The following is a 25,030-nucleotide window of genomic DNA, read 5'->3' on the forward strand; positions in this document are numbered from 1 at the left end:
ACCTTCGAGCTGAGCAGGGAACTGGCGGTTACGCCGTTTGCGGGAATGGTGGTCCGCCATAATATGACCGGCGGCTATCAGGAACGCGGAGCCGGAGACTTTAACCTCAGCGTCAGCCGTTACAGTGAGACGGCGACAGATGCAGTTGCGGGTCTGCGAGTGGACTATAAAGGCCGAAATGGCTGGTCCGCTTCGGCCACGCTGGAAGGTGGGCCAAACGTGGGCTACAGCCAGAGCGGCAGCACCGCCTCGCTTCAGGGGATGCAGGGGCAAAAGTTCCGCGTTAACGGCGAGAAAGACTCCGGCGGCCTGAACTCCCGCGCGTCAGTAGGCGCGAACTATCGTAGCGGCAACACCGGGTTGGACATGAATGTTTACCAGTGGAGAGAACAAGGCGCAGCGGATAACGGCTTTATGCTGAACGCCACGCGCAGTTTCTGATCGATAGCCAGCAATGGGTATCAGGTAACATCTGAGCCTTCCCCTCAGGGGAAGGCTTTAAACGGAAGCGAAAAGATGATGGAACGCGGTTTAAAAGCATTGTGCGGCATGACGCTAATGGCAGCGGTAGTGCTGGCAGGTGGGTGCAGGGATAACACACAGGAGAGTACGGAGATGAAATTTGTAAACGTGGAGCAGGTTCTGAAGGACTCAGGCCTGTTGGCGCAGGAGGCTGGCCATCTGGACGTGGTCAGGGCAAAACTGGTGGAGGGCGCTGACCGCGCTGCGGCCAGCTACAGTGAGATGACCTTAGAGAACCAACAGAAGGCGAGGGCAGCGGATAGCCGGTTATTGAATATTCAGTGGCAGGCGGAGCAGCAGGCAGCACGAATTGCGGTGATCAGCGAGTTGAAAAAGGCGGTTGCCGCATGGCGGGAGAAACATCATGCCGCAGCGGTGCTGCCAGCAGGGCTGGCGCTATCGGTGTCAGCACAGGCAGACATCAGCGGTGAGATAGCGAAAGTGTTGAAGGAGCAGTCGGTACAGTTCGGCACGCTGCCGGAGGTGACGCTGAAGACGGAAGAGCCGGATGCTGAGGTTGAAGGCACATCGCACGCGCACTAAACAGTAGGTAATTTTTTCTGGGAAAAAAAAGCCCCGGTCAGAAGACCAGGGCTTTTTCGTTCAGGCATCACTTACTCGGGACGTGTAGCCGGAGCGGTGGCCTGATGGGTTGCGGCATGACCGCCAGCGGAACCTTTACCTTCAAAGCTGAAGGGAGGCCGCACCCAGTCACTGTGACGCGCAGGTTCCGGCTGGTAGTCAGGCGCAGGCGCTTTGGTCATCGGTGCCGCGGCATGATGCTTATAGGCCGGCTGAGCAGAGACTGCCTTAGCGACTGACGCAGGCGCTTCTGGCGCGGGCACCGCAGGCGTTGGCTCAGCAGCAGCAGGTGCTTCTGGCGCAAGCGCAGCAGCCGCTGGCTCGGAAGCAGCAGGTGCTTCTGGCGCAGGCTCAGCAGCCGTTGGCTCAGCAGCAGCAGGTGCTTCTGGCGCAGGCTCAGCAGCCGCTGGCTCGGAAGCAGCAGGTGCTTCTGGCGCAGGCTCAGCAGCCGTTGGCTCAGAAGCGACTGGCGCTGCTTCGGCAGCAGTCGGTGCAACTGGCTCATCTCGGGCTGGAACCGGCGCATGTGGCTCGGTCGCCACTACAGGCTCCGCCACCGCTTCCGGTGCTGCCAGTACCTCTTCAACCTGCTGCTCAACGGCAAGGCTGACGTCAGCGGCGGCTTCACCAGCCTGCTGGCTGACTTCTTCTGCAGCGCGCTGCTCTTCAACCTGCCGGGCTTCAGCCACAATCTCTTCCACCGCGCTAACCGCATCGACGGCAGGCTGTGTTTCAGCCGCTGGCGCAGCGTCTTCAACCGGCACAGCCGCTTTAGCGACGGAATCGGCAACCGGCTCATCAGCTGACGAGATGACCGCAGGCTCTTCGTTGACCGGAACCTCAATCGCAGCCGTTTCATCGGTGTTGACCAGCGCGATCTCCGGGGTATTTTCCGGCTGTGGTTCCGCAATGTGAACCGGCTGGGCTTCAGCTATCGCTTCCTCAGGCTGCGAGGTAGCAGCAACAGAAGCCACCGCCACGGCATCGGCGGTATCCTGATCCTGATGGCCGTATTCAGGAACAACAGACTGCTCGTGTTCATGCTCGTCAGAAGCCTGGGCTACGGGATAAGTGATCCAGACTTTGCCTGAGGCCATCTCAGGTGAGGCCGCCGCAAAGGTCAGCGGCATTGGCGACTGGTTCGGGTAGCGCTCATCACGGTAGCGGCGGCGGCGCTGGCCGCTGACGCGCAGGTGGCGAGGAGAACGACGAGAGCGGCGCGGCATACTGTTGCTGTCGCGATCTTCGCTCTCTTCCGCATCGCTGTGAGTGTCCACGGCGGCAGGGAGTTCAGCAGCGGTCTGAACCGGTGCGGCTTCTTCTGCCGGAGCAAAAGAGCGGGCAGCGGTCTGCTCAGCGGTTTCAATGCGCACTTTCTGGGCGAGCTGGCGCGGTTTACGGCGCGGCAAGACCTGAACGTGTTCGTCATTTTCACCCGTTCCCTCGACGGCGACCTCAGCAACGTCGGCAATTTTCTCTTCCTGCACCGGTGGACGTTTGTCTTCCTGGCGACGACGAGGCTGACGTTCGCGACGTGGCTGCTGCGACTCTTCTGCTACCGGCTGAAGGTCGTCGTTCGCTTCTGCGACGGCAGGCGCGTTGCGTTTACGGCGATTCTCTTCACGGCTTTCAGCGGCCGGATCGCGGTCGCGAGTCATACGCTCATTGCGATTAGAGTGACGTTCGTTACGCGGATTGCGTTCGGTACGCTCACTGCGCTCTGAGCGGTCATTACGCTCTGAACGGTCAGCGTTACGATCGTTACGGTCGCTGCGTTCGGTACTACGTTCGCCGCGTTCGCCATAACGTTCGCCACGATCGCCATTATTACGATCGCGACGGTTGTTCTGACGGCGGTTATTACGACGCTCACCGCGCGGTGCCGCAGCCGCTTCCGGCGCTTTTTCTTCCACAACGGCTGGCTGAGGCTGTTCAGCAGGTTTCTCTTCACCGGCGAACATTTTCTTCAGGCCACGGAAGAAGCGGCCCATCAGGCTGCTACCTGCTTCGACAGGCGCCGCTGGTTTAGCGGTGGTGGCAACCTGTGGCGCGTCTTCAGCAACCGGTTCCTGCGGCGCAGGCGGCGCATCTGGCATCACAAAGGCCGCCAGAGCTGGCTGCTCAGGGCGTTTACGTTCAGCCTGCTCTTCTTCAGAAGGCAGCGCCATCTCGGCTTCATGCAGCTTCGGCAGATGGTAGCTGAGGGTCTGGGTCTCTTCACCGCTGCGCACGCGCAGAACGGAGAAGTGCGGAGTCTGCATCTGATCGTTAGGGACGATGATGGCGCGCACGCCGCCCTGACGTTTCTCAATAGCACTCACCGCCTCGCGCTTTTCGTTCAGCAGATAGGAGGCGATCTGGACCGGCACGATGGCGTGGACTTCTTTGGTGTTCTCCTTCAGCGCTTCTTCTTCAATCAGGCGCAGAATGGAGAGTGACAGCGACTCGTTATCACGAATGGTGCCGGTGCCGCTACAGCGCGGGCAAACGTGATGGCTGGACTCGCCCAGCGACGGGCTGAGGCGCTGGCGGGACATCTCCAGCAGGCCGAAACGAGAGATATGGCTGATCTGAATGCGGGCGCGATCCTGACGGACCGCCTCGCGCAGACGGTTCTCAACCGCGCGCTGGTGGCGGACCGGCGTCATATCGATGTAGTCGATAACAATCAGGCCGCCGAGGTCGCGCAGGCGCAGCTGGCGGGCAATTTCGTCCGCCGCTTCGAGGTTGGTATTGAAGGCTGTCTCTTCGATATCGCCACCGCGAGTAGCGCGAGCGGAGTTGATGTCGATGGCGGTCAGCGCTTCAGTGGAGTCGATAACAATCGACCCGCCGGAAGGCAGGCGCACTTCACGCTGGAAGGCGGATTCGATCTGCGATTCAATCTGATAGTGGCTGAACAGCGGGATTTCACCGTTGTAGAGCTTAATTTTGCTGCTGAAGTCAGGGCGGCCAAGCGCAGCGATATGCTGACGCGCCAGCTCAAGAACTTTAGGATTATCGATAAGAATTTCACCGATATCCTGGCGCAGATAGTCGCGGAAGGCGCGGACAATCACGTTGCTTTCCTGATGGATCAGGAACGGAGCAGGGCGGCTGTCTGCGGCTTTTTTAATCGCTTCCCAGTGCTTCATACGGAAGCTCAGATCCCACTGCAACGCTTCGGCCGATTTGCCAACGCCTGCGGTGCGAACGATCAGTCCCATCCCTTCCGGCAGTTCGAGAGCAGAAAGCGCCTCTTTCAGTTCGGTGCGATCATCACCTTCGATACGGCGCGAGATGCCGCCAGCACGCGGGTTGTTTGGCATCAGCACCAGATAGCTGCCGGCCAGACTGATAAAGGTCGTTAAGGCTGCGCCTTTATTTCCACGCTCTTCTTTATCGATCTGGACGATAACTTCCTGTCCTTCACGCAGCACGTCCTTAATATTGGGGCGGCCGTGGGAAGAATAGTTGTTGGGAAAGTATTCGCGGGAGATTTCTTTCAGGGGGAGGAAACCGTGTCTCTCAGCGCCATAATCAACGAAAGCGGCTTCAAGGCTGGGTTCAATGCGGGTGATCTTGCCTTTGTAGATGTTGGCTTTTTTCTGTTCGTGTCCCGGGCTTTCAATATCCAGGTCATACAGGCGCTGTCCATCCACGAGAGCGACACGCAACTCCTCCTGCTGAGTTGCGTTTATCAACATTCTTTTCATCGTAACTTACTCATTATTCTTACATTAGTGACAAAGCTACGGGCAATAGTAACGCTGGACGCGAGTAACCGATGGCCCCGAGTCTCATCGCAAAAACGTCAACCTCACGGCTGTGGTCTGCTAAGGGGCGCAAAATCTCGGCAGCCTGTTTTTCATTTGGAAAAACAGCGCTTTTAAAAAAGGGGGGACCGCCAGTGAATAACCAGAGTGAACCAATCCCGTCTTGTCGTCCAGGCTGCAACCCGCAGCCCGCTAAATGCCTGATTGCTCAATACGTCTTACGCCATTGCTGCGTGTATGGGCTATCCGGCAAACTTCTTATTACGCTTGTTCCTTGTTTCACAAGGTTAAGCGAGAAAAAACATTAGCATTATTCCATTGCTAACCTTGAGATAGCAAGGTGACTTTCGCTGCACTGTGAAGTTTATCGCGGGTTACCGGGCTATTTAGCTCGCATTTCTCTCAATTGCCCAGAAACTGCTCATAAATCCTCATTAACAAAGTCACTGTCAGTTAAGCACAGAAAAAGAGGTGGCGCTATGCTGGCGCTGTATTTAGAATCGCCGACCATGAAAACCAATACTCCAGCAGTCCGAACGGTGACTATCTCTGCCGATGAGGCGGGACAGCGCATCGATAATTTTTTGCGTACGCAGCTTAAAGGCGTGCCGAAAAGCATGATTTATCGCATTTTGCGGAAGGGTGAAGTGCGGGTGAATAAAGGCCGCATCAAGCCTGAATATAAGCTCGAAGCCGGTGACGAGGTGCGTATCCCGCCGGTAAGAGTGGCGGAGCGCGACGATCAGGCGGTGTCACCCAAACTGGATAAAGTGGCGGCATTAGCTGACGCGATTATTTATGAAGACGATCATCTCCTGGTGATGAACAAACCTTCAGGTACGGCGGTACACGGCGGCAGCGGATTAAGTTTTGGGGTGATTGAAGGCCTGCGTGCGCTGCGGCCGGAAGCGCGCTTCCTTGAGCTGGTTCACCGTCTCGATCGTGACACCTCAGGTATTCTGCTGGTGGCGAAAAAGCGCTCGGCGCTGCGCTCGCTGCACGAACAGCTGAGAGAGAAGGGGATGCAAAAGGATTATCTGGCGCTGGTCCGCGGCCAGTGGCCTTCGCATATTAAAAGCGTTCAGGCGCCGCTGCTGAAAAATATTCTGCAAAGCGGCGAGCGCATTGTCCGGGTCAGCAGCGAAGGCAAACCTTCGGAAACGCGCTTCAAGGTAGAAGAGCGCTATGCTCAAGCCACGCTGGTGAAGGCCAGCCCGGTTACCGGCCGCACGCACCAGATCCGCGTGCATACGCAGCATGCCGGCCATCCAATTGCCTTTGACGATCGCTATGGCGAACGTGACTTTGACGCGCAGCTGTCGGCGACCGGCCTGAAACGGCTATTTCTGCACGCCGCCGCGCTAAAATTCACCCATCCCAATACGGGAGAGGTCATGAGGGTGGAAGCGCCGCTGGATAGCGAATTGAAACGCTGTCTTGAATTACTGCGTAAAACCTCGCCAGGCAAGAGTAGCTAGTCTTCAGCGGCAGGGAGGCTGCTACTGAGCCGCCAGCGGATCAACGCCCGCCTGGCGCAGCATTTCGCACAGCGCGATCAGCGGCAGTCCAATCAATGTATTCGGATCGCGTCCGGAAAGGCTGTCGAACAGCGTAATCCCCAGTCCCTCACTTTTAAAACTTCCGGCGCAGTTCAGCGGCTGTTCGCGGGCAATGTAATTGACGATTTCTTCCTCCCTAAGCTCCCGGAAATTCACCTTAAATGGCTCGCAAATGACCTGTAGCTGTTTATGATGACTGTTAAAAAGCGCCAGTCCGCTATAAAAAACCACGCTATGCCCGCTTGCCTGCCTGAGTTGGCGCTGGGCGTTCTCCGGCGTGTGCGGCTTGCCGGTTATTTTTCCGTCAATCACGCAGACCTGATCCGCCCCAATAATCAGATGCTCAGGATACTTTCCTGCCAGCGCCTGAGCCTTGGCCGCTGCCAGCCGCATTACAAGTTCGCCAGCAGACTCATCAGCTTGTGGCGTTTCATCCACCTCCGGCGCGGCGCTGATAAAGGGCAGGCCCAGCTTTTCCAGCAGCGTTTTTCTGAACGGCGAGGTTGAGGCTAATACCAGTTGGGTCATCTTTTTTTTCCAGAATAGATAGCGAATCGGTGCAAGGCATTTTAAACTGTGCGCCGCATTGGATGCGAATATTGGGTGAAAGATGCTGTAAACAGGCCTTTTTCTTTGACTCTATCTCGTTACAAAGTTAATATGCGCGCCCTATGCAAAAGGTAAAATTACCCCTGACTCTCGATCCGGTTCGTACCGCTCAAAAGCGCCTTGATTATCAGGGTGTTTACACCCCTCAACAGGTGGAGCGTATTGCCGAATCGGTAGTGAGTGTGGACAGTGATGTAGAGTGTTCGATGTCGTTCGCTATCGATAGCCAGCGTTTAGCGGTACTTAACGGTACTGCATCGGTTGACGTTACGCTGTGCTGTCAACGCTGCAATAAGACATTCCCGCATCAGGTCCATGTGACGTATTGTTTCAGCCCGGTCGTGACTGACGAACAGGCTGAGGCACTACCGGAAGCGTACGAGCCGGTCGAGGTCAACGAGTTTGGTGAAATCGATCTGCTGGCGGTGGTTGAAGATGAAATTATCCTCGCTCTGCCTGTCGTTCCGGTGCATGATTCTGAACACTGTGAAGTGTCCGAGGCGGACATGGTGTTTGGCAAACTGCCTGCAGAGGCGGAAAAACCAAACCCATTTGCCGTATTAGCCAGTTTAAAGCGTAAGTAATAGGAGTAAGGTCCATGGCCGTACAACAGAATAAACCAACCCGTTCCAAGCGTGGTATGCGTCGTTCACACGATGCTCTGACCACTTCCTCTCTTTCCGTAGATAAAGTTTCTGGCGAAACGCATCTGCGTCACCACATCACTGCGGATGGTTACTACCGCGGTCGCAAGGTCATCGTTAAGTAATTCTTGCGGATACGCAAGGCGATACTTTGCCACGTCTGACCCTGGCGATTGATGCCATGGGCGGGGATTTCGGTCCCTGCGTGACAGTGCCTGCTGCAATGCAGGCACTGGCCTCAAACTCGCAGCTGCATCTTCTTCTGGTCGGTGACCCCGACAACATCTCGTCATTTCTGGCAAAAGCTGATTCTGCCTTATTGGCACGTCTGGATATTATTCCTGCCGAGTCGGTTATTGCCAGTGATGCCAGACCTTCCCAGGCGATTCGTCAAAGCCGCGGGACGTCGATGCGGGTGGCGCTGGAGCTGATTAAAGAGGGGAAGGCTCAGGCCTGCGTCAGCGCCGGAAATACCGGGGCGCTGATGGGCCTGGCAAAATTATTGCTAAAGCCGCTCGACGGCATTGAGCGCCCCGCGCTGATGACGGTACTGCCGAATCAGCAAAAGGGCAAAACGGTGGTGCTGGACCTGGGCGCAAACGTCGAGTCCGACAGCGCGATGCTGGTGCAGTTTGCGATTATGGGCGCGGTGATGGCGGAGGAGGTGCTCTGCGTACAAAACCCCCGCGTGGCGCTGCTGAATATTGGTCAGGAAGAGACCAAGGGATTAAACAGTATCCGCGATGCTGCAGTTATTCTGCGTGAATCGCCGGAAATTAACTATATTGGATACCTCGAAGGTAACGATCTTCTTACCGGGAAAACGGATGTGCTTGTTTGCGATGGTTTTGTGGGCAATGTCACCCTGAAAACCATGGAAGGCGTGGTAAGAATGTTCCTTTCGCTGTTGAAATCACAGGGCGAAGGTAAAAAAAGGGCCTGGTGGATGACGCTGCTGGGGCGTTTGGTTAAAAAACGTCTGGCAAAGCGCTTCGGCCACCTCAACCCCGACCAGTACAATGGTGCCTGTCTGTTAGGATTACGCGGCTCCGTGATTAAAAGTCATGGCGCAGCGAATCAACGCGCATTCACTGCGGCGATAGAACAGGCAGAGCAGGCGGTGCGGCGGCAAGTTCCCGAGCGAATTGCTGCCCGCCTTCAGGCTGTATTACCTAAGAGTGACTGACGTACATGTATACGAAGATTATCGGTACGGGAAGCTATTTGCCCGAACAGGTGCGGACTAACGCCGATCTGGAAAAAATGGTGGATACATCGGACGAGTGGATTGTCACCCGCACCGGTATCCGTGAGCGTCGCATTGCTGGGCCGGATGAAACCGTAGCCACAATGGGTTTCCATGCCGCTGAGCGCGCGCTTGAAATGGCCGGCATCGATAAGAACGATATTGGGCTGATTGTGGTCGCTACCACCTCTTCCAGCCACGCTTTCCCCAGTTCAGCCTGCATGATCCAGCAGATGCTGGGGATTGACGACGCTGCGTCATTTGACCTCGCGGCAGCCTGCGCAGGCTTTACCTACGCGCTGAGCGTCGCCGATCAGTACATCAAAAATGGTGCGGTTAAGAATGCGCTGGTGATTGGCGCGGACGTGCTGGCGAGAATGCTCGATCCTGAAGATCGCGGCACCATCATCCTGTTTGGCGACGGCGCGGGCGCGGCCGTGCTGGCTGCCAGCGAACAACCCGGCATCATTTCTACCCATCTGCACGCCGACGGCCGCTATGGCGAGCTGCTGACGCTGTCCAACCAGGATCGTCAGCATCAGGACCAGCCTTCCTATGTCACCATGGCCGGCAACGAAGTCTTCAAAGTGGCGGTGACGGAGCTGGCGCATATCGTTGACGAAACGCTGCAGGCCAATAACCTGGATCGCGAAGCTATTGACTGGCTGGTGCCGCATCAGGCTAACCTGCGCATTATCAGCGCCACTGCCCGCAAGCTGGGCATGGGCATGGATAAAGTCGTGGTCACCCTCGATCGTCACGGAAACACTTCTGCTGCTTCCGTGCCTTCCGCGTTGGATGAGGCCGTGCGTGACGGACGTATTCAACCTGGACAGCTTATTTTGCTGGAAGCCTTTGGCGGTGGGTTCACCTGGGGCTCGGCGCTGGTTCGTTTTTAATTAAGGACATAACAATGACCCAATTTGCTATGGTTTTCCCGGGACAGGGCTCCCAGACGGTGGGGATGCTGGCCGAACTGGCCGTTGAGAACCCGCTGGTTGAGAAAACCTTTTCTGAAGCTTCCGCTGCGCTGGGCTACGACCTTTGGGCGCTGGTTCAGCAGGGGCCGGCTGAAGAATTAAACAAAACCTGGCAGACCCAGCCTGCGCTGTTAGCCGCTTCTGTTGCTATTTTCCGCGTTTGGCAGGAAAAAGGCGGTTCGGCGCCTGCAATGCTGGCAGGACATAGCCTTGGCGAGTATAGTGCGCTGGTTTGTGCCGGGGTGCTGGCGTTCAGCGACGCCATCAAACTGGTAGAATTGCGTGGCAAACTGATGCAGGAAGCGGTTCCTGAAGGCACCGGCGCCATGCAGGCGATTATTGGTCTGGATGATGCCTCCATTGCTAAAGCCTGTGCGGAGTCGGCTCAGGGACAGGTGGTTTCTCCGGTAAACTTTAACTCGCCTGGTCAGGTTGTTATTGCTGGCAATAAAGAGGCGGTAGAACGCGCTGGCGCAGCCTGTAAAGCTGCCGGAGCCAAACGTGCTCTGCCGCTGCCGGTGAGCGTACCTTCTCACTGTGCGCTGATGAAACCGGCCGCTGATAAGCTGGCCGTGGCGCTCGAAACGCTGACCTTCAACGCCCCGACATTCCCGGTGGTTAACAACGTTGATGTGCAGTTTGAAACCTCGCCAGAGGCGATTCGCAGCGCGCTGATTCGTCAGCTGTATAACCCGGTCCGCTGGACTGAGTGTGTGGAGCGTATGGCGCAGGAAGGCGTAACGTCACTGCTGGAAGTTGGTCCTGGTAAGGTGCTGACTGGCCTGACGAAACGTATTGTAGACACCCTGACCGCAGCCCCGGTGAACGATCCGGCCAGCCTGGCAGCGGCGCTCTGACAGTCAGACGAGGATGAACATGAGCTTTGAAGGAAAAGTCGCACTGGTTACCGGTGCAAGTCGCGGCATTGGCCGTGCTATCGCAGAAACGCTGGTGGCCCGCGGCGCGAAAGTCGTTGGCACCGCGACCAGCCAAAGTGGCGCGGACGCCATCAGCACCTGGCTTGGCGAGAAGGGTAAAGGTCTGCAGCTGAATGTCACCGATAGCGCGTCGATTGAAAGCGTTTTAGAAAATATTCGCGCTGAATTTGGCGAAGTGGACATTTTAGTCAATAATGCTGGCATTACGCGTGATAATCTTCTGATGCGTATGAAGGACGACGAGTGGCAGGATATCCTGGACACTAATCTGACTTCGGTATTCCGCCTGTCAAAAGCGGTAATGCGCGCTATGATGAAGAAACGCGTAGGCCGAATCATTACCATTGGTTCCGTTGTTGGAACGATGGGTAATGCGGGCCAGGCAAACTACGCGGCAGCAAAAGCGGGTTTGATCGGCTTCAGCAAGTCACTGGCGCGTGAAATCGCGTCACGTGGTATTACCGTTAACGTCGTGGCGCCTGGTTTCATTGAAACCGACATGACGCGTGCGCTGACTGAAGATCAGCGTGCGGGCATTCTGGCGGAAGTGCCAGCGGGTCGCCTCGGCGGCGCGCAGGAAATCGCCAATGCCGTAGCATTTTTAGCCTCTGACGAGGCTGCGTACATCACTGGTGAGACGCTGCACGTCAACGGCGGAATGTATATGGTCTGATAATCACGAAAAGTATTTGCGTTATTTGCGGTAAAACCCGCAAAATAGCGTAAATTCGTGGTCGGACCAGCCGGGATTTAGTTGCATCTTTTTCACCATTTAATACACTACGAAAACCATCGCGAAAGCGAGTTTTGATAGGAAATTTAATAGTATGAGCACTATCGAAGAACGCGTTAAGAAAATCATTGGCGAGCAGCTTGGCGTTAAGCAGGAAGAAGTCGTTAACACTGCCTCTTTTGTAGAAGATCTGGGCGCTGATTCTCTTGATACCGTTGAGCTGGTAATGGCTCTGGAAGAAGAGTTTGATACCGAGATTCCGGACGAAGAAGCTGAGAAAATCACTACCGTTCAGGCTGCTATTGATTACATCAATGGTCACCAGGCATAAGTGAGCATCTCCAGGCGGTCATTCGACCGCCTGAGTTTTATCTGTAAGCCCCACACAGTGTCATTGTCATTTTTTCCCTCCCTGGAGGATGAACGTGTCTAAGCGTCGTGTAGTTGTGACCGGTCTTGGCATGTTGTCTCCTGTCGGCAATACCGTAGAGTCTACCTGGAATGCTCTTGTTGCCGGTCAGAGTGGCATCAGCCCGATCGACCATTTTGATACTAGTGCCTACGCAACGCGTTTTGCAGGCTTAGTAAAGGATTTTAACTGTGAAGAATTTATCTCGCGCAAAGATCAGCGCAAGATGGATGCCTTCATTCAGTACGGGGTAGTCGCTGGCATTCAGGCCATGCAGGATTCCGGTCTGGTGATCACAGATGAGAACGCCGAGCGTATTGGTGCCGCTATCGGCTCCGGTATCGGTGGTCTCGGTCTGATTGAAGAAAACCACGCTTCGCTGGTAAACGGCGGCCCGCGTAAAATCAGTCCTTTCTTCGTTCCCTCCACGATTGTAAACATGATCGCGGGTCACCTGACGATTATGTACGGCATGAAAGGCCCAAGCATCGCCATCTCCACCGCCTGTACTACCGGTGTGCATAACATCGGCCAGGCCGCGCGCATCATTGCTTACAACGATGCCGACGTGATGCTGGCTGGCGGAGCCGAGAAGGGCAGTACTCCTTTGGGTATCGGTGGCTTCGGCGCCGCACGCGCGCTTTCTACCCGCAATGACGATCCGCAGGCGGCAAGCCGTCCGTGGGACCGTGACCGTGACGGCTTCGTGCTGGGCGACGGCGCGGGTCTGGTGGTGCTGGAAGAGTACGAGCACGCGAAAAAACGCGGGGCGAAAATTTATGCTGAGCTGGTTGGCTTTGGCATGAGTAGCGATGCTTACCACATGACCTCGCCGCCAGATGATGGGGCAGGCGCGGCGCTGGCAATGAAAAACGCACTGAAAGATGCGCAGCTCTCGGCAGAGCAGATTGGCTATATCAACGCGCACGGGACCTCCACCTCAGCCGGTGACAGAGCAGAAACCCAGGCGGTGAAGTCAATCTTCGGTGCCAGCGCAGACAGGGTGATGGTCAGCTCTACCAAGTCAATGACCGGTCACCTGTTAGGTGCGGCGGGGGCCGTAGAGTCTATCTTCTCAATCCTTGCGCTGCGCGACCAGGTTATCCCGCCAACCATTAATCTGGATAACCCGGATGAAGGGTGCGATCTGGATTTCGTGCCGCACACGGCACGGCAGGTCAAAGGCCTTGAGTATGCCTTGTGCAACTCCTTCGGATTTGGCGGAACCAACGGTTCGCTGATTTTCCGCAAAATCTGATTGCTGCCTTAACCTCAGAAAGGCCCGCGACGCGGGCCTTTTTTGTTGGCGACAGGGGCGACAGGCCGGGGGTATTTTATCTCTATACAATTCTGCACAGACAATCGGATGAATCTGCCGGGCCATACGGGTAATCTTTACCGCTGTGCGATGTTCACTCAGGGGGACTCATGGTTTGGATAAACGGTGAGCCGCAGGATCGGGTACTGGCGGCCGATCGCGCCGTCCAGTTTGGTGACGGCTGCTTCACCACCGCGCGGATTTTGCAGGGCAATGTCGTCGCGCTGGAGGCGCATCTCGCACGGCTACAGGCCGGGTGCGAGCGGCTGAAGATCCACGGCGTTGACTGGGTTGCCCTGCGCGAGGAGATCCTGTTGGCGGCGGCTAGCCGAACAACCGGCGTGCTGAAGGCGATTATCTCCCGTGGCGTGGGCGGCAGAGGGTATAGCGCCTCTGGCTGTGAGCATCCAACGCGGCTGGTTTATCTTTCCGACTATCCGGCTCACTACCTTACGCTGCGTAAGACCGGCGTCAGGCTAGCGCTCAGCAGCATTCGCCTGAGTAAAAACCCGCTGCTGGCCGGCATCAAACACCTTAACCGGCTTGAGCAGGTGCTGATTCGCACAGAGCTTGACCAGACCGGCGCAGACGAGGCGCTGGTGCTTGACACTGACGGCAGCCTGGTGGAATGCTGTGCGGCAAATTTATTCTGGCGCAAGGGAAAACAGGTGTTTACTCCCTCCCTCAGCCAGTCGGGCGTTGACGGCATTCAGCGTCAGCGGGTGATCCAGCTGCTGCGCGGTTTGGGTACCGAAGTGCAGGAGGTCAGTCTGCCGCTGGAGACTCTCGCCAGCGCGGAAGAAGTGCTGATCACCAATGCGCTGATGCCGGTGCTGCCGGTCTGCCAGATTGAGGAGTGGCATTATCCCTCCAGGCAGCTGTTTGATTTGCTGCGCCCAGAAGACGATTAACATGGATATTTCATGACGGTAAAAAGAAAAAGAGTGGGCTGGATTATCATCCTGATGGTGGCGGCCATAGCCTACAGCTACTGGCAGATTCGCCAGTTTGCCGACTCCACGCTGAGCATTAACCAGGATACGATTTTTACGCTGCCGGCAGGTTCTGGTCGCGTAGTTCTGGAAGCTGAACTGACACAGCAGCACATTGTGCCGAAAACGCCGTGGTTTGGCTGGCTGCTGAAGCTGGAACCCAAACTGGCTAAGTTCAAGGCTGGCACCTATCGCCTGACTCACGGCATGACTGTCAGGCAGATGCTTGAGCTGCTTGCCAGCGGCAAAGAGGCGCAGTTCCCGCTGCGATTTGTCGAGGGGACACGGATGCAGGAGTGGCTTGCCCAACTGCGCGCCGCGCCTTACGTCAAACATACGCTTGCCGATGATAAGCTGGCGACTGTCGCGACCGCGCTCTCCTTACCGGAGCAGGATGTGGAAGGCTGGTTCTATGCTGACACCTACGCCTACACGGCTAACACCAGCGATGTGGCGCTGCTGAAGCGGGCACATGAGCGGATGGTCAAGCTGGTGGACAGCCTGTGGCAGAGCAAAACTGACGGACTGCCTTACAAAGACAAAAACGATCTGGTGACCATGGCCTCGATCGTGGAAAAAGAAACCGCGCTGAGCGATGAGCGCAGTAAAGTGGCCTCGGTCTTTATTAATCGCCTGCGCATTGGCATGCGGCTGCAAACCGATCCGACGGTGATCTACGGTATGGGCGACAGCTACAAGGGGACGCTGACCCGCAAAGATCTGGATACCCCGACGCCTTATAATACCTACAGCATTGCCGGGATGCCGCCGGGGCCGATTGCCATGCCGGGCAAAGCCTCGCTGGAAGCGGCTGCTCATCCGCTAAAAACCGACTTCCTCTACTTTGTCGCCGACGGTAAGGGTGGCCATACCTTCAGTACCAATCTGGTCAGCCATAATCGTGCCGTTCAGGCCTGGCGTCTCGCCGTGAAGGAAAAAAATGGACAGTAAATTCATCGTTATCGAAGGGCTGGAAGGGGCAGGGAAGACCACTGCCCGCGATGTGGTCGTTGCCACGCTGCGCGAGCAGGGCATTGCCGACATTGTGTTTACCCGTGAGCCCGGCGGTACGCCGCTGGCTGAAAAGCTGCGTGAGCTAATCAAACAGGGAATTGAGGGCGAGCAGGTTACCGATAAGGCCGAGCTGCTGATGCTGTATGCGGCCCGCGTTCAGCTGGTGGAGAACATTATTAAGCCTGCGCTGGCGCGAGGAGCCTGGGTAGTGGGCGATCGTCACGACCTCTCTTCCCAGGCTTATCAGGGTGGGGGGCGCGGCATGGATACCGTACTGATGGCTCAGCTGAAGCAAAGCGTGCTTGGCGAGTTCGCTCCGGACATGACGCTGTATCTGGACGTCACGCCGGAAATCGGTTTGCAGCGTGCGAGGGCCCGTGGCGAGCTGGACAGAATTGAGCAAGAGTCGCTGAACTTCTTCACCCGCACCCGCGAACGCTATCTTGCGCTGGCGGCAAATGATGCGAGCATTAAAACCATTGACGCAACTCAGCCGATTGAACAGGTTTCCGCCGCAATCCGTCAGGTACTCAGGACGTGGCTGAAGGAGCAGCAATGAACTGGTATCCGTGGCTGAACCAACCTTACCGGCAGATTATCGGCCAGCACCAGACCGGTCGCGGGCACCATGCGCTGCTGCTGCATGCCCTGCCGGGAATGGGAGAGGCCTCGCTGGCCTGGGGGATCAGCCGCTGGCTGATGTGCCAGCGGCGCGACGGTCTGAAAAGCTGCGGAACGTGCCATGCTTGCCAGCTGATGCAGGCCCATACTCACCCGGACTGGTACTGTCTGCAAGCCGAAAAAAGTACCATCGGGGTTGATGCCATCCGTGAAGTGACGGAAAAACTTTATCATCACGCTCAGCAGGGCGGTGCGAAGATCGTCTGGATCCCCGACGCGGCGACGCTGACCGAAGCGGCCGCCAACGCCCTGTTAAAAACCCTCGAAGAGCCGCCGAAGAATACCTGGTTTATGCTGGGCAGCCAACAGCCTGCCCAGCTGTTGGCCACGCTTCGCAGCCGCTGTCTGAGCGTTCACCTGGCGCCGCCAGACGAAGGCCAGAGCCTGAAATGGTTGCTAAAGCAGGTGCCGGTGCCAGAGCCGGATGCCATCACCGCGCTGCGTCTCAGCGGCGGCGCGCCTGCGGCCGCTGAGGAGCTACTAGAGGAAAAAAACTGGTCGGCGCGCCAGACGCTGTGCCAGGCGCTGCCCAAGGCCCTACGCCAGGATATGTTAAGCCTGCTGCCCGCGCTCAACCACGATAACGCGGTGCAGCGGACCGGCTGGCTTTGCGCGCTGCTGGTAGATGCGCTGAAATGGCAACAGGGCGGCGGGCAGTTTATTACCAACGTTGACCAGCAGGCGCTGATCGCCGAAATGGCCCAGCAGCTACCCGGTAGCGCGCTGGATGAGAGCGTCCGCCAGTGGATGATCTGCCGCGATCGTCTGTTGAAAGTGGTTGCCGTAAACCGTGAATTATTACTGATCGATCGGCTGCTGGGCTGGGAGAAAATGCTACACTCCGCGTCGTCGATTCAGGCTGAATAGAGAGTCATTATGTTTTTAGTCGATTCGCATTGCCATCTGGACGGGCTGGACTACGCCTCACTGCATCAGGACGTCAACGACGTGCTGGCGAAGGCCGCCGCCCGCGACGTTAAATTTATGCTGGCGGTAGCGACCACGCTGCCGGGCTATAAGGCGATGACCACGCTGATTGGCGATCGCCCGAACGTCGCTTACTCCTGCGGCGTTCATCCGCTGAATCAGGAACAGCCCTATGATTTTGCCGAGCTGCGCCAGCTGGCTGCCGACGCCCGCGTTGTGGCGATGGGCGAAACCGGGCTGGATTACTTCTACCAGCAGGAAACTAAAGCGCAGCAGCAGGCCTCATTCCGTGAGCACATCCGCATTGGCCGCGATCTGAACAAGCCGGTGATAGTCCATACGCGCGATGCCCGTGAAGATACGCTGGCGATCCTCAGGGAAGAGCAGGTTGAAGGTTGCGGAGGCGTACTGCACTGCTTCACTGAAGATCGTGAAACGGCCGCTAAGCTGCTGGATATGGGCTTCTATATCTCTTTCTCTGGCATAGTGACTTTCCGCAACGCGGAAACAATCCGTGAAGCCGCGCGCTATGTCCCGCTGGATCGTATCCTGGTGGAGACCGACTCACCTTACCTGGCGCCCGTGCCACACCGTGGCAAAGAAAACCAGCCTGCTTATACTCGCGACGTCGCTGAATATATGGCGGTGCTGAAGGGCGTCAGTATTGAGCAGATCGCTGAGGCGACCACCAGCAACTTTTCCCGTCTGTTCCATGTGCCGCTGTCCCGCTTAAGCGAATCATAGGGCGCAAAACCCATTGCTGCCGCTGCAAATACCGCATCGCTCGTCGTCGCGATGGGGTTTTTTATCGCCTTAACCCGGCATTTTCTGAGCATCCGAGCCGGCCGCTGCGGGCAGGTTAAGTGAAACGTGATAATCATCAAATAAAGTTTTAGCGATTTATTTTACTCTTCGTAATAAATAACCAGGGCGCAAAGACGCCCTTCTGATAGCGGGAACCTCCCCCTGCTACAACGCGTAACGCGCGTAAAACAGCACTCATACTCAGGAGTTCCAAATTATGTTCAAAAATGCCTTTGCCAACCTGCAAAAGGTCGGTAAATCGCTGATGCTGCCGGTATCGGTTCTGCCGATCGCCGGCATCCTGCTTGGCGTGGGTTCAGCCGACTTTAGCTGGCTGCCTGCCGTGGTTTCCCACGTCATGGCCGAAGCGGGCGGCTCGGTCTTTGCCAACATGCCGCTAATCTTCGCTATCGGCGTAGCCTTAGGCTTCACCAATAACGACGGCGTTTCCGCGCTGGCGGCGGTAGTCGCTTACGGCATTATGGTGAAAACCATGGCGGTGGTGGCGCCGCTGGTGCTGCATCTGCCTCCTGCTGAAATTGAAGCCAAACACCTGGCGGATACCGGCGTACTGGGGGGGATCATTGCCGGTTCTATTGCCGCCTGGATGTTTAACCGCTTCTATCGCATCAAGCTGCCGGAATATCTGGGCTTCTTCGCCGGGAAGCGCTTCGTGCCGATCGTCTCCGGCTTTACCGCTATCTTCCTGGGCGTGGCGCTCTCCTTTATCTGGCCGCCGATCGGTACCGCTATTCAGGACTTCTCGCAGTGGGCAGCCTATCAGAACCCGGTGGTGGCCTTTGGCCTCTACGGCCTGATTGAGCGCACGCTGGTGCCGTTTGGCCTGCACCATATCTGGAATGTCCCTTTCCAGATGCAGATTGGCGAGTTCACCAATGCCGCGGGCCAGATCTTTCACGGCGATATTCCTCGCTATATGGCCGGTGACCCAACGGCGGGCAAACTTTCCGGCGGCTTCCTGTTTAAAATGTACGGCCTGCCGGCGGCGGCCATCGCGATCTGGCATTCCGCCAGGCCGGAAAACCGCGCCAAGGTGGGGGGGATTATGATCTCCGCCGCGCTGACCTCTTTCCTGACCGGGATCACCGAGCCCATCGAGTTTTCCTTTATGTTCGTGGCGCCGGTGCTGTATGGCATCCATATTCTGCTGGCCGGGCTGGCGTTCCCGATCTGTATTCTGCTGGGTATGCGCGACGGCACCAGTTTCTCTCACGGCCTGATCGATTTTGTGGTGCTGAGCGGTAACAGCAGCAAGATCTGGCTGTTCCCTGTGATCGGCATCATTTACGGCATCATTTATTACACGGTATTCCGCTTTGTTATCACCAGATTCAATCTGAAGACGCCGGGCCGTGAAGAGACGTCTGCCGGGCACGTCACGGGCAATGCCAGTGAGATGGCCGGTAACCTTGTCGCGGCGTTCGGTGGGAAAGAGAACATTACCAATCTGGACGCCTGTATCACTCGTCTGCGCGTGAGCGTTGCGGACGTGGCGAAAGTCGATCAGCTGAGCCTGAAAAGATTGGGCGCGGCTGGCGTAGTCATTGCCGGTTCCGGGGTTCAGGCTATTTTCGGCACTAAATCCGACAACCTGAAAACCGACATGGATGACTATATCCGCAACAGCTAATCTTTAGCGGCGGCGCAACGGAAGGGAGCGAGAGCTCCCTTTTTTTTATGCTGAGACGGGATGAGTGTTGAAAACGCGTGCGATTAAAGCAAGAAAAGTGACGGGAAGGTTGAAAGAAAACAAATAACTCGCTCATACTGCCTGCACTCCCTTTTTTGCTAAGGATCTGCCCGATGGCTGAAGAAACGATTTTCAGTAAGATTATTCGCCGTGAAATTCCGGCTGACATCGTCTATCAGGATGAGTTGGTCACCGCTTTCCGGGATATCGCCCCAAAAGCGCCCACCCATATTCTGTTAGTGCCTAATATCCTGATCCCTACCACCAACGACACCGTGGCCGGTCACGAAGCGACGCTGGGCCGGATGATCACCGTGGCGGCGAAGATAGCGAAAGACGAAGGCATCGCAGAGGATGGCTACCGCCTGATCATCAACTGTAACCAGCACGGCGGTCAGGAGGTGTATCACATTCACCTGCACCTCGTCGGCGGCCGTCCTTTAGGGCCAATGCTGGCATAATTAACGCTCCTTTAATGCGGATACCCACCACTATGCGGGCTATTGCCACAGGCATAACGTTACTGGCGCTCCTGAGCGGATGCAGTAGCGATCGTACGACCATTAATACTTCGCAGTCGCTGGTGATGGAGTCTTCGGTGCTTTCTTCCGGCATCACCACCGATGAGCCGGTCATGTCTGAACATGAAGGGCAGCAGCGGGCCTCGGCGGTACTGTTTAACCAGCAGGTGAGTCCGGTGACGGTTCACTACCGTTTCTACTGGTATGATGACAAAGGCCTGGAAATTACCCCGTTTGAACGTCCGCGTACGGCCAACGTAGCCGCGAACAGCAAAGTTGAAATATCATCGCAAACCGGTAACCTGACGGCCAGTAAAGTCAGGCTCTATCTGTATCTTTAGGAGACTATTGCGTGGAAAGGAAGGTTAGTAAACTCTCTGGCGTAGCGCTGCTGGCGCTGATCCTCAGCGGCTGTATCAGCCAGCAACAGCAGCCCCAGCAGCCGGCCCCTGTTGAGCCAGCTCAGCCTGTTCAGCCCACTCAGCCAGTGCCGCCGGTGCAACCGCAGCCGGGTGAAACCGTGCCGCAGCCGCCGAAGTTCCAGTCAATTAACTGGGACGCCAGCGTAACGCCGATGATTGCGCAGATGCTGAAGGCCGATGGCGTTACGTCGGGTAGCGTCCTGCTGGTAGATGGCGTGAAAAACAGCACCAACGGCAGCCTGCAAACTTCTAAAGCGACCGCTGCGCTGCACTCGGCGCTGGAGAATAACACGCAGTTCACGCTGGTGACGCCGCAGCAGCTGGCAACCGCGAAGCAGACGCTGGGCCTTTCGGCAGAAGACAGCCTGGGATCGCGCAGCAAGGCGGTGGGACTGGCCCGCTACGTCGGCGCGCAGTACGTGCTATACAGCAATGCATCGGGAGACGTGAAGTCTCCTGCACTGCAAATGCAGCTGATGCTGGTGCAGACCGGTGAAATTATCTGGTCGGGCAACGGTGTCGTTCAGCATTGATCCGGCGCTGGCCAGGCTAATCACCCAACGGTTTCCGGCGGCACAGTCCGCCGGTTCTTTTTTTCCGCTGTCCGGGCTGACCGGCCAGACGGGAAAGGTGGCGGTGGGCGAACTGACGTTGCTGGCTCGCCATCAAAGCAAAGCGGCCCCGATCCCCGGCGTGGATCGTCGCCGTGAGTACCATATATTGCGCAGGCTGGCGGGCAGCGGGCTGGCTCCGGCAGTTTACGGCTATGCCGATGCGTGGCTGCTGCTGGGCTGGCAGCCGGGTGAGGCGCTGCGTTCTGAGGAATTTGCCCGCCAGCTTGCGCCGCTGGCCGCCAGCGTTGCCGCCTTGCATCAGCAGCCGCCCAGCGGGTATCGTCTGTCCCTGCTAAGGCTGCTGCAACAGTACTGGCTGTTAAGCACTCCCGAACGGCGTCATCATGGCTGGCTGCGGGCGATACAAAAGCTGAAGCGGCAGGGCGAACCGAAGCCGTTACGGCTGGCGTTGCTGCACATGGATATCCATGCCGGCAACGTCATCCGCCATCGCGACTGCCTCCGGCTAATCGACTGGGAATATGCCAGCGACGGCGACGTTGCGCTGGAACTGGCGGCGATCGTGGCGGGCAATGCGCTGGATGCGGAGCAGCAGCAGCGGTTGACCATCAGCTATGCGCGGTTACAGCATCTGGATCCGGCAACGCTGGCGCAGCAGATGCGGCGCTGGCAGCCGTGGCTGTCTCTGCTGATGGCCTGTTGGTACGAGCTGCGCTGGCAGCAGAGTCAGGAACAAACGTTTTACGCGCTGGCGGCACGGGCCTGGCAGCGGGTGTTATCAGATTAAGAGGTGATGTGTGGGACCGGTAATGTTAGACGTGCTCGGCTACGAGCTGGATGCAGAAGAGCGGGAAATTTTACAGCATCCGCTGGTGGGCGGGCTGATCCTGTTCACCCGCAATTATCACGATCCTGAGCAGCTGGCCGAACTGATCCGGCAAATCCGCGAGGCCTCACGTAACCGGCTGGTGCTGGCGGTGGATCAGGAAGGGGGACGCGTTCAGCGCTTTCGCGAAGGCTTTACCCGCCTGCCCGCGATGCAGTCATTCTGTGCGCTAAATGGCGAGGAGAAAGGGGCCGGGCTGGCGCAGCAGGCAGGCTGGCTGATGGCGGCAGAAATGATCGCCATGGACATTGATATCAGCTTTGCGCCGGTGCTGGACATTGGTCACGGCAGCGCGGCAATCGGCGAGCGGAGCTTCCACGAGGACCCGGCTATCGCGCTGCAAATGGCGCGACAGTTTATTCGCGGTATGCATAGCGCCGGGATGAAAACCACCGGCAAACATTTCCCTGGCCATGGCGCGGTCAGCGCGGACTCTCACAAAGAGACGCCGCGTGACGACCGCAGCGAGCTGGAGATCCGCCAGCATGATATGCAGATCTTCAAACAGCTGATCGAAGAACAGGCGCTGGATGCGATTATGCCGGCTCACGTTATCTATACTCAGATCGATCCCCGCCCGGCCAGCGGCTCTTCTCACTGGCTGAAAACGGTGCTGCGCGGCGAGCTGGGCTACGACGGCGTGATTTTCTCTGACGACCTGTCGATGGAGGGCGCGGCGATTATGGGCAGCTATGCTGAACGTGGGCAGGCCTCGCTGGACGCGGGTTGTGACATGATTCTGGTATGTAATAACCGCCAGGGCGCGGTCAGCGTGCTGGATAATCTGTCGCCGATCAAGGCGGAGCGCGTCAGCAGGCTGTACCATCGGGGAACATTTACCCGCCAGCAGCTGCTGGACTCGCCTCGCTGGAAAGAGGCAAATCAGGCCCTGACCGCGCTACAACTGCGCTGGCTGGAGCAGAAAGGCAGCTGACGGCAATTCTCAACGAGGATAGCGATGATCATCTATCTGCACGGTTTTGATTCCACCAGCCCGGGGAACCACGAAAAGGTTCTCCAGCTACAGTTTATCGACCCGGACGTCCGCTTACTCAGCTACAGCACGCTCCATCCCAAGCATGATATGCAGTATCTGCTGAATGAGGCCGACAAAATGCTGCGCAGCGGCGGGGATGAACGCCCGCTGATCTGCGGGGTAGGGCTTGGCGGTTTCTGGGCGGAGCGCATCGGCTTTCTTTGCGATATCCGTCAGGCGATCTTCAATCCTAACCTGTGGCCGGAAGAGAACATGGCGGGCAAAATCAATCGCCCGGAAGAGTATGTCGATATTGCCACCAAATGCGTCAGTAACTTTCGTCAGAAGAACCGCGATCGCTGCCTGGTGATCCTCTCCCGCGAGGATGAGGCGCTGGACAGCCAGCGCACGGCGGCGGCGCTGCACAGTTTCTATGAAATTGTCTGGGACGACGAGCAGGGCCATAAATTCAAAAATATCTCCCCGCACCTCCAGCGTATTAAGGCCTTTAAAACCCTCGGCTGACCCTTTCCGGACGCAGCGGTCCCGCTGCGTCCGGCATCGTATTACTCTGAGAATGCCCAACTAAAATTGACCTGCATCAATTTTAAGAGATCTCTTCTTCATCCCCGTGGTATTCTGCCAGCAGATAACGAATCAACTCGCCAACCCTATGTTTACTAAGGATATTAATTTAACTTTTAGTTAACGGTTGGTTCACATTTTAAGGGGGTCAATTGACTACACCACTGAAGAAAATTGTTATTGTCGGCGGGGGGGCCGGTGGGCTGGAGCTTGCCACTCAGCTTGGCCATAAGCTGGGGCGTAAGAAAAAGGCGGAGATCACCCTGGTGGATCGCAATCACAGCCACCTGTGGAAGCCGCTGCTGCATGAGGTGGCGACCGGTTCGCTGGACGAGGGGATCGACGGCCTGAGCTACCTGGCACATGCCCGCAATCACGGCTTCCAGTTCCAGCTCGGCACCGTGACCAATCTCAACCGCGAGGGGAAATTCCTGCAACTGTCTGAGATTCGGGATGCGCAGGGCGAGCTGCTGGTCCCTGAGCGCGAGCTGGCGTATGACACGCTGGTGATGGCGCTGGGCAGCACCTCCAACGACTTTGGCACGCCAGGCGTAAAGGACAGCTGTATTTTCCTGGATAACCCGCATCAGGCGCGACGTTTCCACAACGAAATGCTCAACCTGTTCCTGAAATTCTCTTCCGGCGAAGGGGAGCAGGGAAAAGTCAGCATCGCTATTGTCGGCGGCGGCGCAACCGGCGTTGAGCTTTCTGCCGAGCTGCATAACGCGGTTAAACAGCTGCACAGCTACGGCTACAAAGGCCTCGACAGCCATACGCTGAACGTGACGCTGGTGGAAGCTGGCGAGCGCATTTTGCCCGCCTTGCCGCCACGCATCTCTACCGCGGCACACCACGAGTTGACTAAGCTTGGCGTGCGCGTTCTCACCCAGACCATGGTGACCAGCGCCGAGAAGAACGGTCTGCACACCAAGTCCGGCGAGTTTATCGACGCCGATCTGATGGTGTGGGCTGCTGGCATCAAAGCCCCAGACTTTATGAAAGAGATTGGCGGTCTGGAAACTAATCGCATCAACCAGCTGGTGGTGAAGCCAACGCTGCAAACCACGCTGGACGAGAACATCTATGCCATCGGCGACTGCGCCTCCTGCGCGCTGCCTTCCGGCGGATTTGTGCCGCCTCGCGCACAGTCGGCCCACCAGATGGCTTCACTGGTGCTGGGTAACATCCTGGCGCAAATTAAAGGCCAGAGCCTGAAATCCTATGTTTATAAGGATCATGGATCACTGGTGTCGCTCTCCCGCTTCAGCACGGTGGGTAGCCTGATGGGTAACCTGATGCGCGGCTCGATGATGGTGGAAGGGCGCATAGCCCGTTTCGTCTACATCTCGCTTTACCGTATGCACCAGGTCGCACTGCACGGCTATTTCAAAACCGGCCTGATGATGCTGGTCGGCAGCATCAACCGGGTGATTCGCCCACGACTGAAGCTGCACTGATCCTCATTTATCCATTGTAGTACCGCGCCATTTTCCAATCGAAGGCTTATAGCGATAGCGTTTGCTATAAGCCTTTCTTCTTCAACTGCCCCCGGATGCCGTCGATCGGAACACTCTTAAAAGCTTTCTCTTATGGTAAGCGGAGATGATTTCGTCCTGTTTTCTTATTGTCACAATTGGTCCT

Annotated in this window: 26 protein-coding genes; 24 read left to right on the top strand and 2 right to left on the bottom strand. The window is 57.0% G+C overall.

Annotated elements, in window-relative coordinates; translation table 11 throughout:
• The coding region (locus tag NG99_RS00705; protein ID WP_034887366.1) for an autotransporter outer membrane beta-barrel domain-containing protein at positions 1–441 on the top strand (441 nt) is incomplete at its 5' end.
• Positions 442–615: 174 nt separating this feature from the next.
• On the top strand, positions 616–1,065 hold the full coding sequence (locus NG99_RS00710) for a hypothetical protein (protein WP_034887368.1): 450 nt from the start codon (positions 616–618) through the stop codon (positions 1,063–1,065).
• Between the two features lie 71 nt (positions 1,066–1,136).
• Here the strand turns inward: NG99_RS00710 and rne are convergent, their stop codons facing one another.
• Positions 1,137–4,799 carry a ribonuclease E gene (gene rne / locus NG99_RS00715; protein ID WP_034887370.1) on the bottom strand — a complete coding sequence of 1,221 codons (3,663 nt, stop codon included), beginning with the start codon at positions 4,797–4,799 and terminating at the stop codon, positions 1,137–1,139.
• Between the two features lie 569 nt (positions 4,800–5,368).
• Between rne and rluC the strand changes: the two genes are divergently transcribed.
• A complete protein-coding gene (rluC, locus tag NG99_RS00720) occupies positions 5,369–6,337 on the top strand; it encodes a 23S rRNA pseudouridine(955/2504/2580) synthase RluC (protein ID WP_034887462.1) in 969 nt (322 codons plus the stop codon).
• 21 nt (positions 6,338–6,358) lie between these two features.
• On the opposite strand, the gene NG99_RS00725 is transcribed toward rluC, so the two are convergent.
• Complete coding sequence (locus NG99_RS00725; RefSeq protein WP_034887372.1) at positions 6,359–6,946, bottom strand: Maf family protein; 588 nt, start codon at positions 6,944–6,946, stop codon at positions 6,359–6,361.
• A gap of 143 nt (positions 6,947–7,089) precedes the next feature.
• Here NG99_RS00725 and yceD point away from each other — a divergent pair, with 143 nt between their 5' ends.
• The 21 genes from yceD to NG99_RS00825 all read left to right on the top strand — a co-directional run bounded on the left by yceD (position 7,090) and on the right by NG99_RS00825 (position 24,846).
• Positions 7,090–7,611 (top strand): 23S rRNA accumulation protein YceD, encoded by a 522-nt coding sequence (gene yceD, locus NG99_RS00730; protein ID WP_034887374.1) that lies wholly within the window; start codon positions 7,090–7,092, stop codon positions 7,609–7,611.
• A gap of 14 nt (positions 7,612–7,625) precedes the next feature.
• Positions 7,626–7,796 (top strand): 50S ribosomal protein L32, encoded by a 171-nt coding sequence (gene rpmF, locus NG99_RS27830; protein WP_072017504.1) that lies wholly within the window; start codon positions 7,626–7,628, stop codon positions 7,794–7,796.
• A gap of 26 nt (positions 7,797–7,822) precedes the next feature.
• Positions 7,823–8,857 (top strand): phosphate acyltransferase PlsX, encoded by a 1,035-nt coding sequence (plsX, locus tag NG99_RS00735; RefSeq protein ID WP_034887376.1) that lies wholly within the window; start codon positions 7,823–7,825, stop codon positions 8,855–8,857.
• A gap of 5 nt (positions 8,858–8,862) precedes the next feature.
• A complete protein-coding gene (locus NG99_RS00740) occupies positions 8,863–9,816 on the top strand; it encodes a beta-ketoacyl-ACP synthase III (protein WP_034887377.1) in 954 nt (317 codons plus the stop codon).
• 14 nt (positions 9,817–9,830) lie between these two features.
• Positions 9,831–10,754, top strand: coding sequence for an ACP S-malonyltransferase (fabD, locus tag NG99_RS00745; protein WP_034887379.1), 924 nt, complete (start codon positions 9,831–9,833; stop codon positions 10,752–10,754).
• Between the two features lie 19 nt (positions 10,755–10,773).
• The gene (gene fabG, locus NG99_RS00750) at positions 10,774–11,508 is read left to right on the top strand and encodes a 3-oxoacyl-ACP reductase FabG (protein ID WP_034887380.1); all 735 of its coding nucleotides are present in this window, start codon (positions 10,774–10,776) and stop codon (positions 11,506–11,508) included.
• A gap of 154 nt (positions 11,509–11,662) precedes the next feature.
• Positions 11,663–11,899: an acyl carrier protein gene (gene acpP / locus NG99_RS00755; RefSeq protein WP_004157115.1), complete on the top strand. Its 237-nt coding sequence runs from the start codon at positions 11,663–11,665 to the stop codon at positions 11,897–11,899.
• 94 nt (positions 11,900–11,993) lie between these two features.
• Positions 11,994–13,235, top strand: coding sequence for a beta-ketoacyl-ACP synthase II (fabF, locus tag NG99_RS00760; RefSeq protein WP_034887464.1), 1,242 nt, complete (start codon positions 11,994–11,996; stop codon positions 13,233–13,235).
• 170 nt (positions 13,236–13,405) lie between these two features.
• Entirely contained in the window at positions 13,406–14,206 is an 801-nt protein-coding gene (pabC, locus tag NG99_RS00765) for an aminodeoxychorismate lyase (protein WP_034887384.1), read from the top strand.
• 12 nt (positions 14,207–14,218) lie between these two features.
• Positions 14,219–15,238, top strand: a complete 1,020-nt coding sequence (gene yceG / locus NG99_RS00770) for a cell division protein YceG (protein WP_034887386.1) — start codon at positions 14,219–14,221, stop codon at positions 15,236–15,238.
• Entirely contained in the window at positions 15,228–15,860 is a 633-nt protein-coding gene (tmk, locus tag NG99_RS00775) for a dTMP kinase (protein WP_034887387.1), read from the top strand. Before yceG ends, tmk begins: the two co-directional genes overlap by 11 nt.
• Positions 15,857–16,849 carry a DNA polymerase III subunit delta' gene (holB, locus tag NG99_RS00780; RefSeq protein ID WP_034887389.1) on the top strand — a complete coding sequence of 331 codons (993 nt, stop codon included), beginning with the start codon at positions 15,857–15,859 and terminating at the stop codon, positions 16,847–16,849. The genes tmk and holB overlap by 4 nt, the downstream gene beginning before the upstream one ends.
• Positions 16,850–16,858: 9 nt before the next feature.
• Complete coding sequence (locus NG99_RS00785) at positions 16,859–17,653, top strand: metal-dependent hydrolase (RefSeq protein WP_034887391.1); 795 nt, start codon at positions 16,859–16,861, stop codon at positions 17,651–17,653.
• A gap of 277 nt (positions 17,654–17,930) precedes the next feature.
• On the top strand, positions 17,931–19,364 hold the full coding sequence (ptsG, locus tag NG99_RS00790) for a PTS glucose transporter subunit IIBC (RefSeq protein WP_034887392.1): 1,434 nt from the start codon (positions 17,931–17,933) through the stop codon (positions 19,362–19,364).
• 173 nt (positions 19,365–19,537) lie between these two features.
• On the top strand, positions 19,538–19,885 hold the full coding sequence (gene hinT, locus NG99_RS00795) for a purine nucleoside phosphoramidase (protein ID WP_034887394.1): 348 nt from the start codon (positions 19,538–19,540) through the stop codon (positions 19,883–19,885).
• A 32-nt stretch (positions 19,886–19,917) separates the two neighbouring features.
• Positions 19,918–20,286, top strand: a complete 369-nt coding sequence (locus NG99_RS00800; RefSeq protein WP_034887396.1) for a YcfL family protein — start codon at positions 19,918–19,920, stop codon at positions 20,284–20,286.
• 11 nt (positions 20,287–20,297) lie between these two features.
• Positions 20,298–20,900 carry a penicillin-binding protein activator LpoB gene (gene lpoB / locus NG99_RS00805; RefSeq protein ID WP_034887397.1) on the top strand — a complete coding sequence of 201 codons (603 nt, stop codon included), beginning with the start codon at positions 20,298–20,300 and terminating at the stop codon, positions 20,898–20,900.
• Positions 20,860–21,729 carry a thiamine kinase gene (gene thiK, locus NG99_RS00810; protein ID WP_052130498.1) on the top strand — a complete coding sequence of 290 codons (870 nt, stop codon included), beginning with the start codon at positions 20,860–20,862 and terminating at the stop codon, positions 21,727–21,729. The genes lpoB and thiK overlap by 41 nt, the downstream gene beginning before the upstream one ends.
• A 10-nt stretch (positions 21,730–21,739) precedes the next feature.
• Positions 21,740–22,762: a beta-N-acetylhexosaminidase gene (gene nagZ, locus NG99_RS00815; protein ID WP_034887401.1), complete on the top strand. Its 1,023-nt coding sequence runs from the start codon at positions 21,740–21,742 to the stop codon at positions 22,760–22,762.
• Positions 22,763–22,786: 24 nt separating this feature from the next.
• Entirely contained in the window at positions 22,787–23,329 is a 543-nt protein-coding gene (gene ycfP, locus NG99_RS00820) for an alpha/beta hydrolase YcfP (protein WP_034887402.1), read from the top strand.
• A gap of 212 nt (positions 23,330–23,541) precedes the next feature.
• Positions 23,542–24,846 (top strand): NAD(P)/FAD-dependent oxidoreductase, encoded by a 1,305-nt coding sequence (locus tag NG99_RS00825; protein WP_034887404.1) that lies wholly within the window; start codon positions 23,542–23,544, stop codon positions 24,844–24,846.
• The last annotated feature ends 184 nt before the right edge of the window (positions 24,847–25,030 follow it).

The organism is Erwinia typographi (genome assembly GCF_000773975.1).
Lineage (GTDB): Bacteria > Pseudomonadota > Gammaproteobacteria > Enterobacterales > Enterobacteriaceae > Erwinia > Erwinia typographi.

Coding starts and splice junctions, on each gene's coding strand:
- holB (WP_034887389.1), top strand. CDS start 15,857: ATGAACTGGTATCCGTGGCTGAACCAACCTTACCGGCAGATTATCGGC.
- yceD (WP_034887374.1), top strand. CDS start 7,090: ATGCAAAAGGTAAAATTACCCCTGACTCTCGATCCGGTTCGTACCGCT.
- rluC (WP_034887462.1), top strand. CDS start 5,369: ATGAAAACCAATACTCCAGCAGTCCGAACGGTGACTATCTCTGCCGAT.
- pabC (WP_034887384.1), top strand. CDS start 13,406: ATGGTTTGGATAAACGGTGAGCCGCAGGATCGGGTACTGGCGGCCGAT.
- rne (WP_034887370.1), bottom strand. CDS start 4,799: ATGAAAAGAATGTTGATAAACGCAACTCAGCAGGAGGAGTTGCGTGTC.
- hinT (WP_034887394.1), top strand. CDS start 19,538: ATGGCTGAAGAAACGATTTTCAGTAAGATTATTCGCCGTGAAATTCCG.
- acpP (WP_004157115.1), top strand. CDS start 11,663: ATGAGCACTATCGAAGAACGCGTTAAGAAAATCATTGGCGAGCAGCTT.
- fabG (WP_034887380.1), top strand. CDS start 10,774: ATGAGCTTTGAAGGAAAAGTCGCACTGGTTACCGGTGCAAGTCGCGGC.
- ycfP (WP_034887402.1), top strand. CDS start 22,787: ATGATCATCTATCTGCACGGTTTTGATTCCACCAGCCCGGGGAACCAC.
- yceG (WP_034887386.1), top strand. CDS start 14,219: ATGACGGTAAAAAGAAAAAGAGTGGGCTGGATTATCATCCTGATGGTG.
- fabD (WP_034887379.1), top strand. CDS start 9,831: ATGACCCAATTTGCTATGGTTTTCCCGGGACAGGGCTCCCAGACGGTG.
- tmk (WP_034887387.1), top strand. CDS start 15,228: ATGGACAGTAAATTCATCGTTATCGAAGGGCTGGAAGGGGCAGGGAAG.
- ptsG (WP_034887392.1), top strand. CDS start 17,931: ATGTTCAAAAATGCCTTTGCCAACCTGCAAAAGGTCGGTAAATCGCTG.
- NG99_RS00800 (WP_034887396.1), top strand. CDS start 19,918: ATGCGGGCTATTGCCACAGGCATAACGTTACTGGCGCTCCTGAGCGGA.
- NG99_RS00725 (WP_034887372.1), bottom strand. CDS start 6,946: ATGACCCAACTGGTATTAGCCTCAACCTCGCCGTTCAGAAAAACGCTG.
- rpmF (WP_072017504.1), top strand. CDS start 7,626: ATGGCCGTACAACAGAATAAACCAACCCGTTCCAAGCGTGGTATGCGT.
- NG99_RS00710 (WP_034887368.1), top strand. CDS start 616: ATGAAATTTGTAAACGTGGAGCAGGTTCTGAAGGACTCAGGCCTGTTG.
- NG99_RS00785 (WP_034887391.1), top strand. CDS start 16,859: ATGTTTTTAGTCGATTCGCATTGCCATCTGGACGGGCTGGACTACGCC.
- NG99_RS00740 (WP_034887377.1), top strand. CDS start 8,863: ATGTATACGAAGATTATCGGTACGGGAAGCTATTTGCCCGAACAGGTG.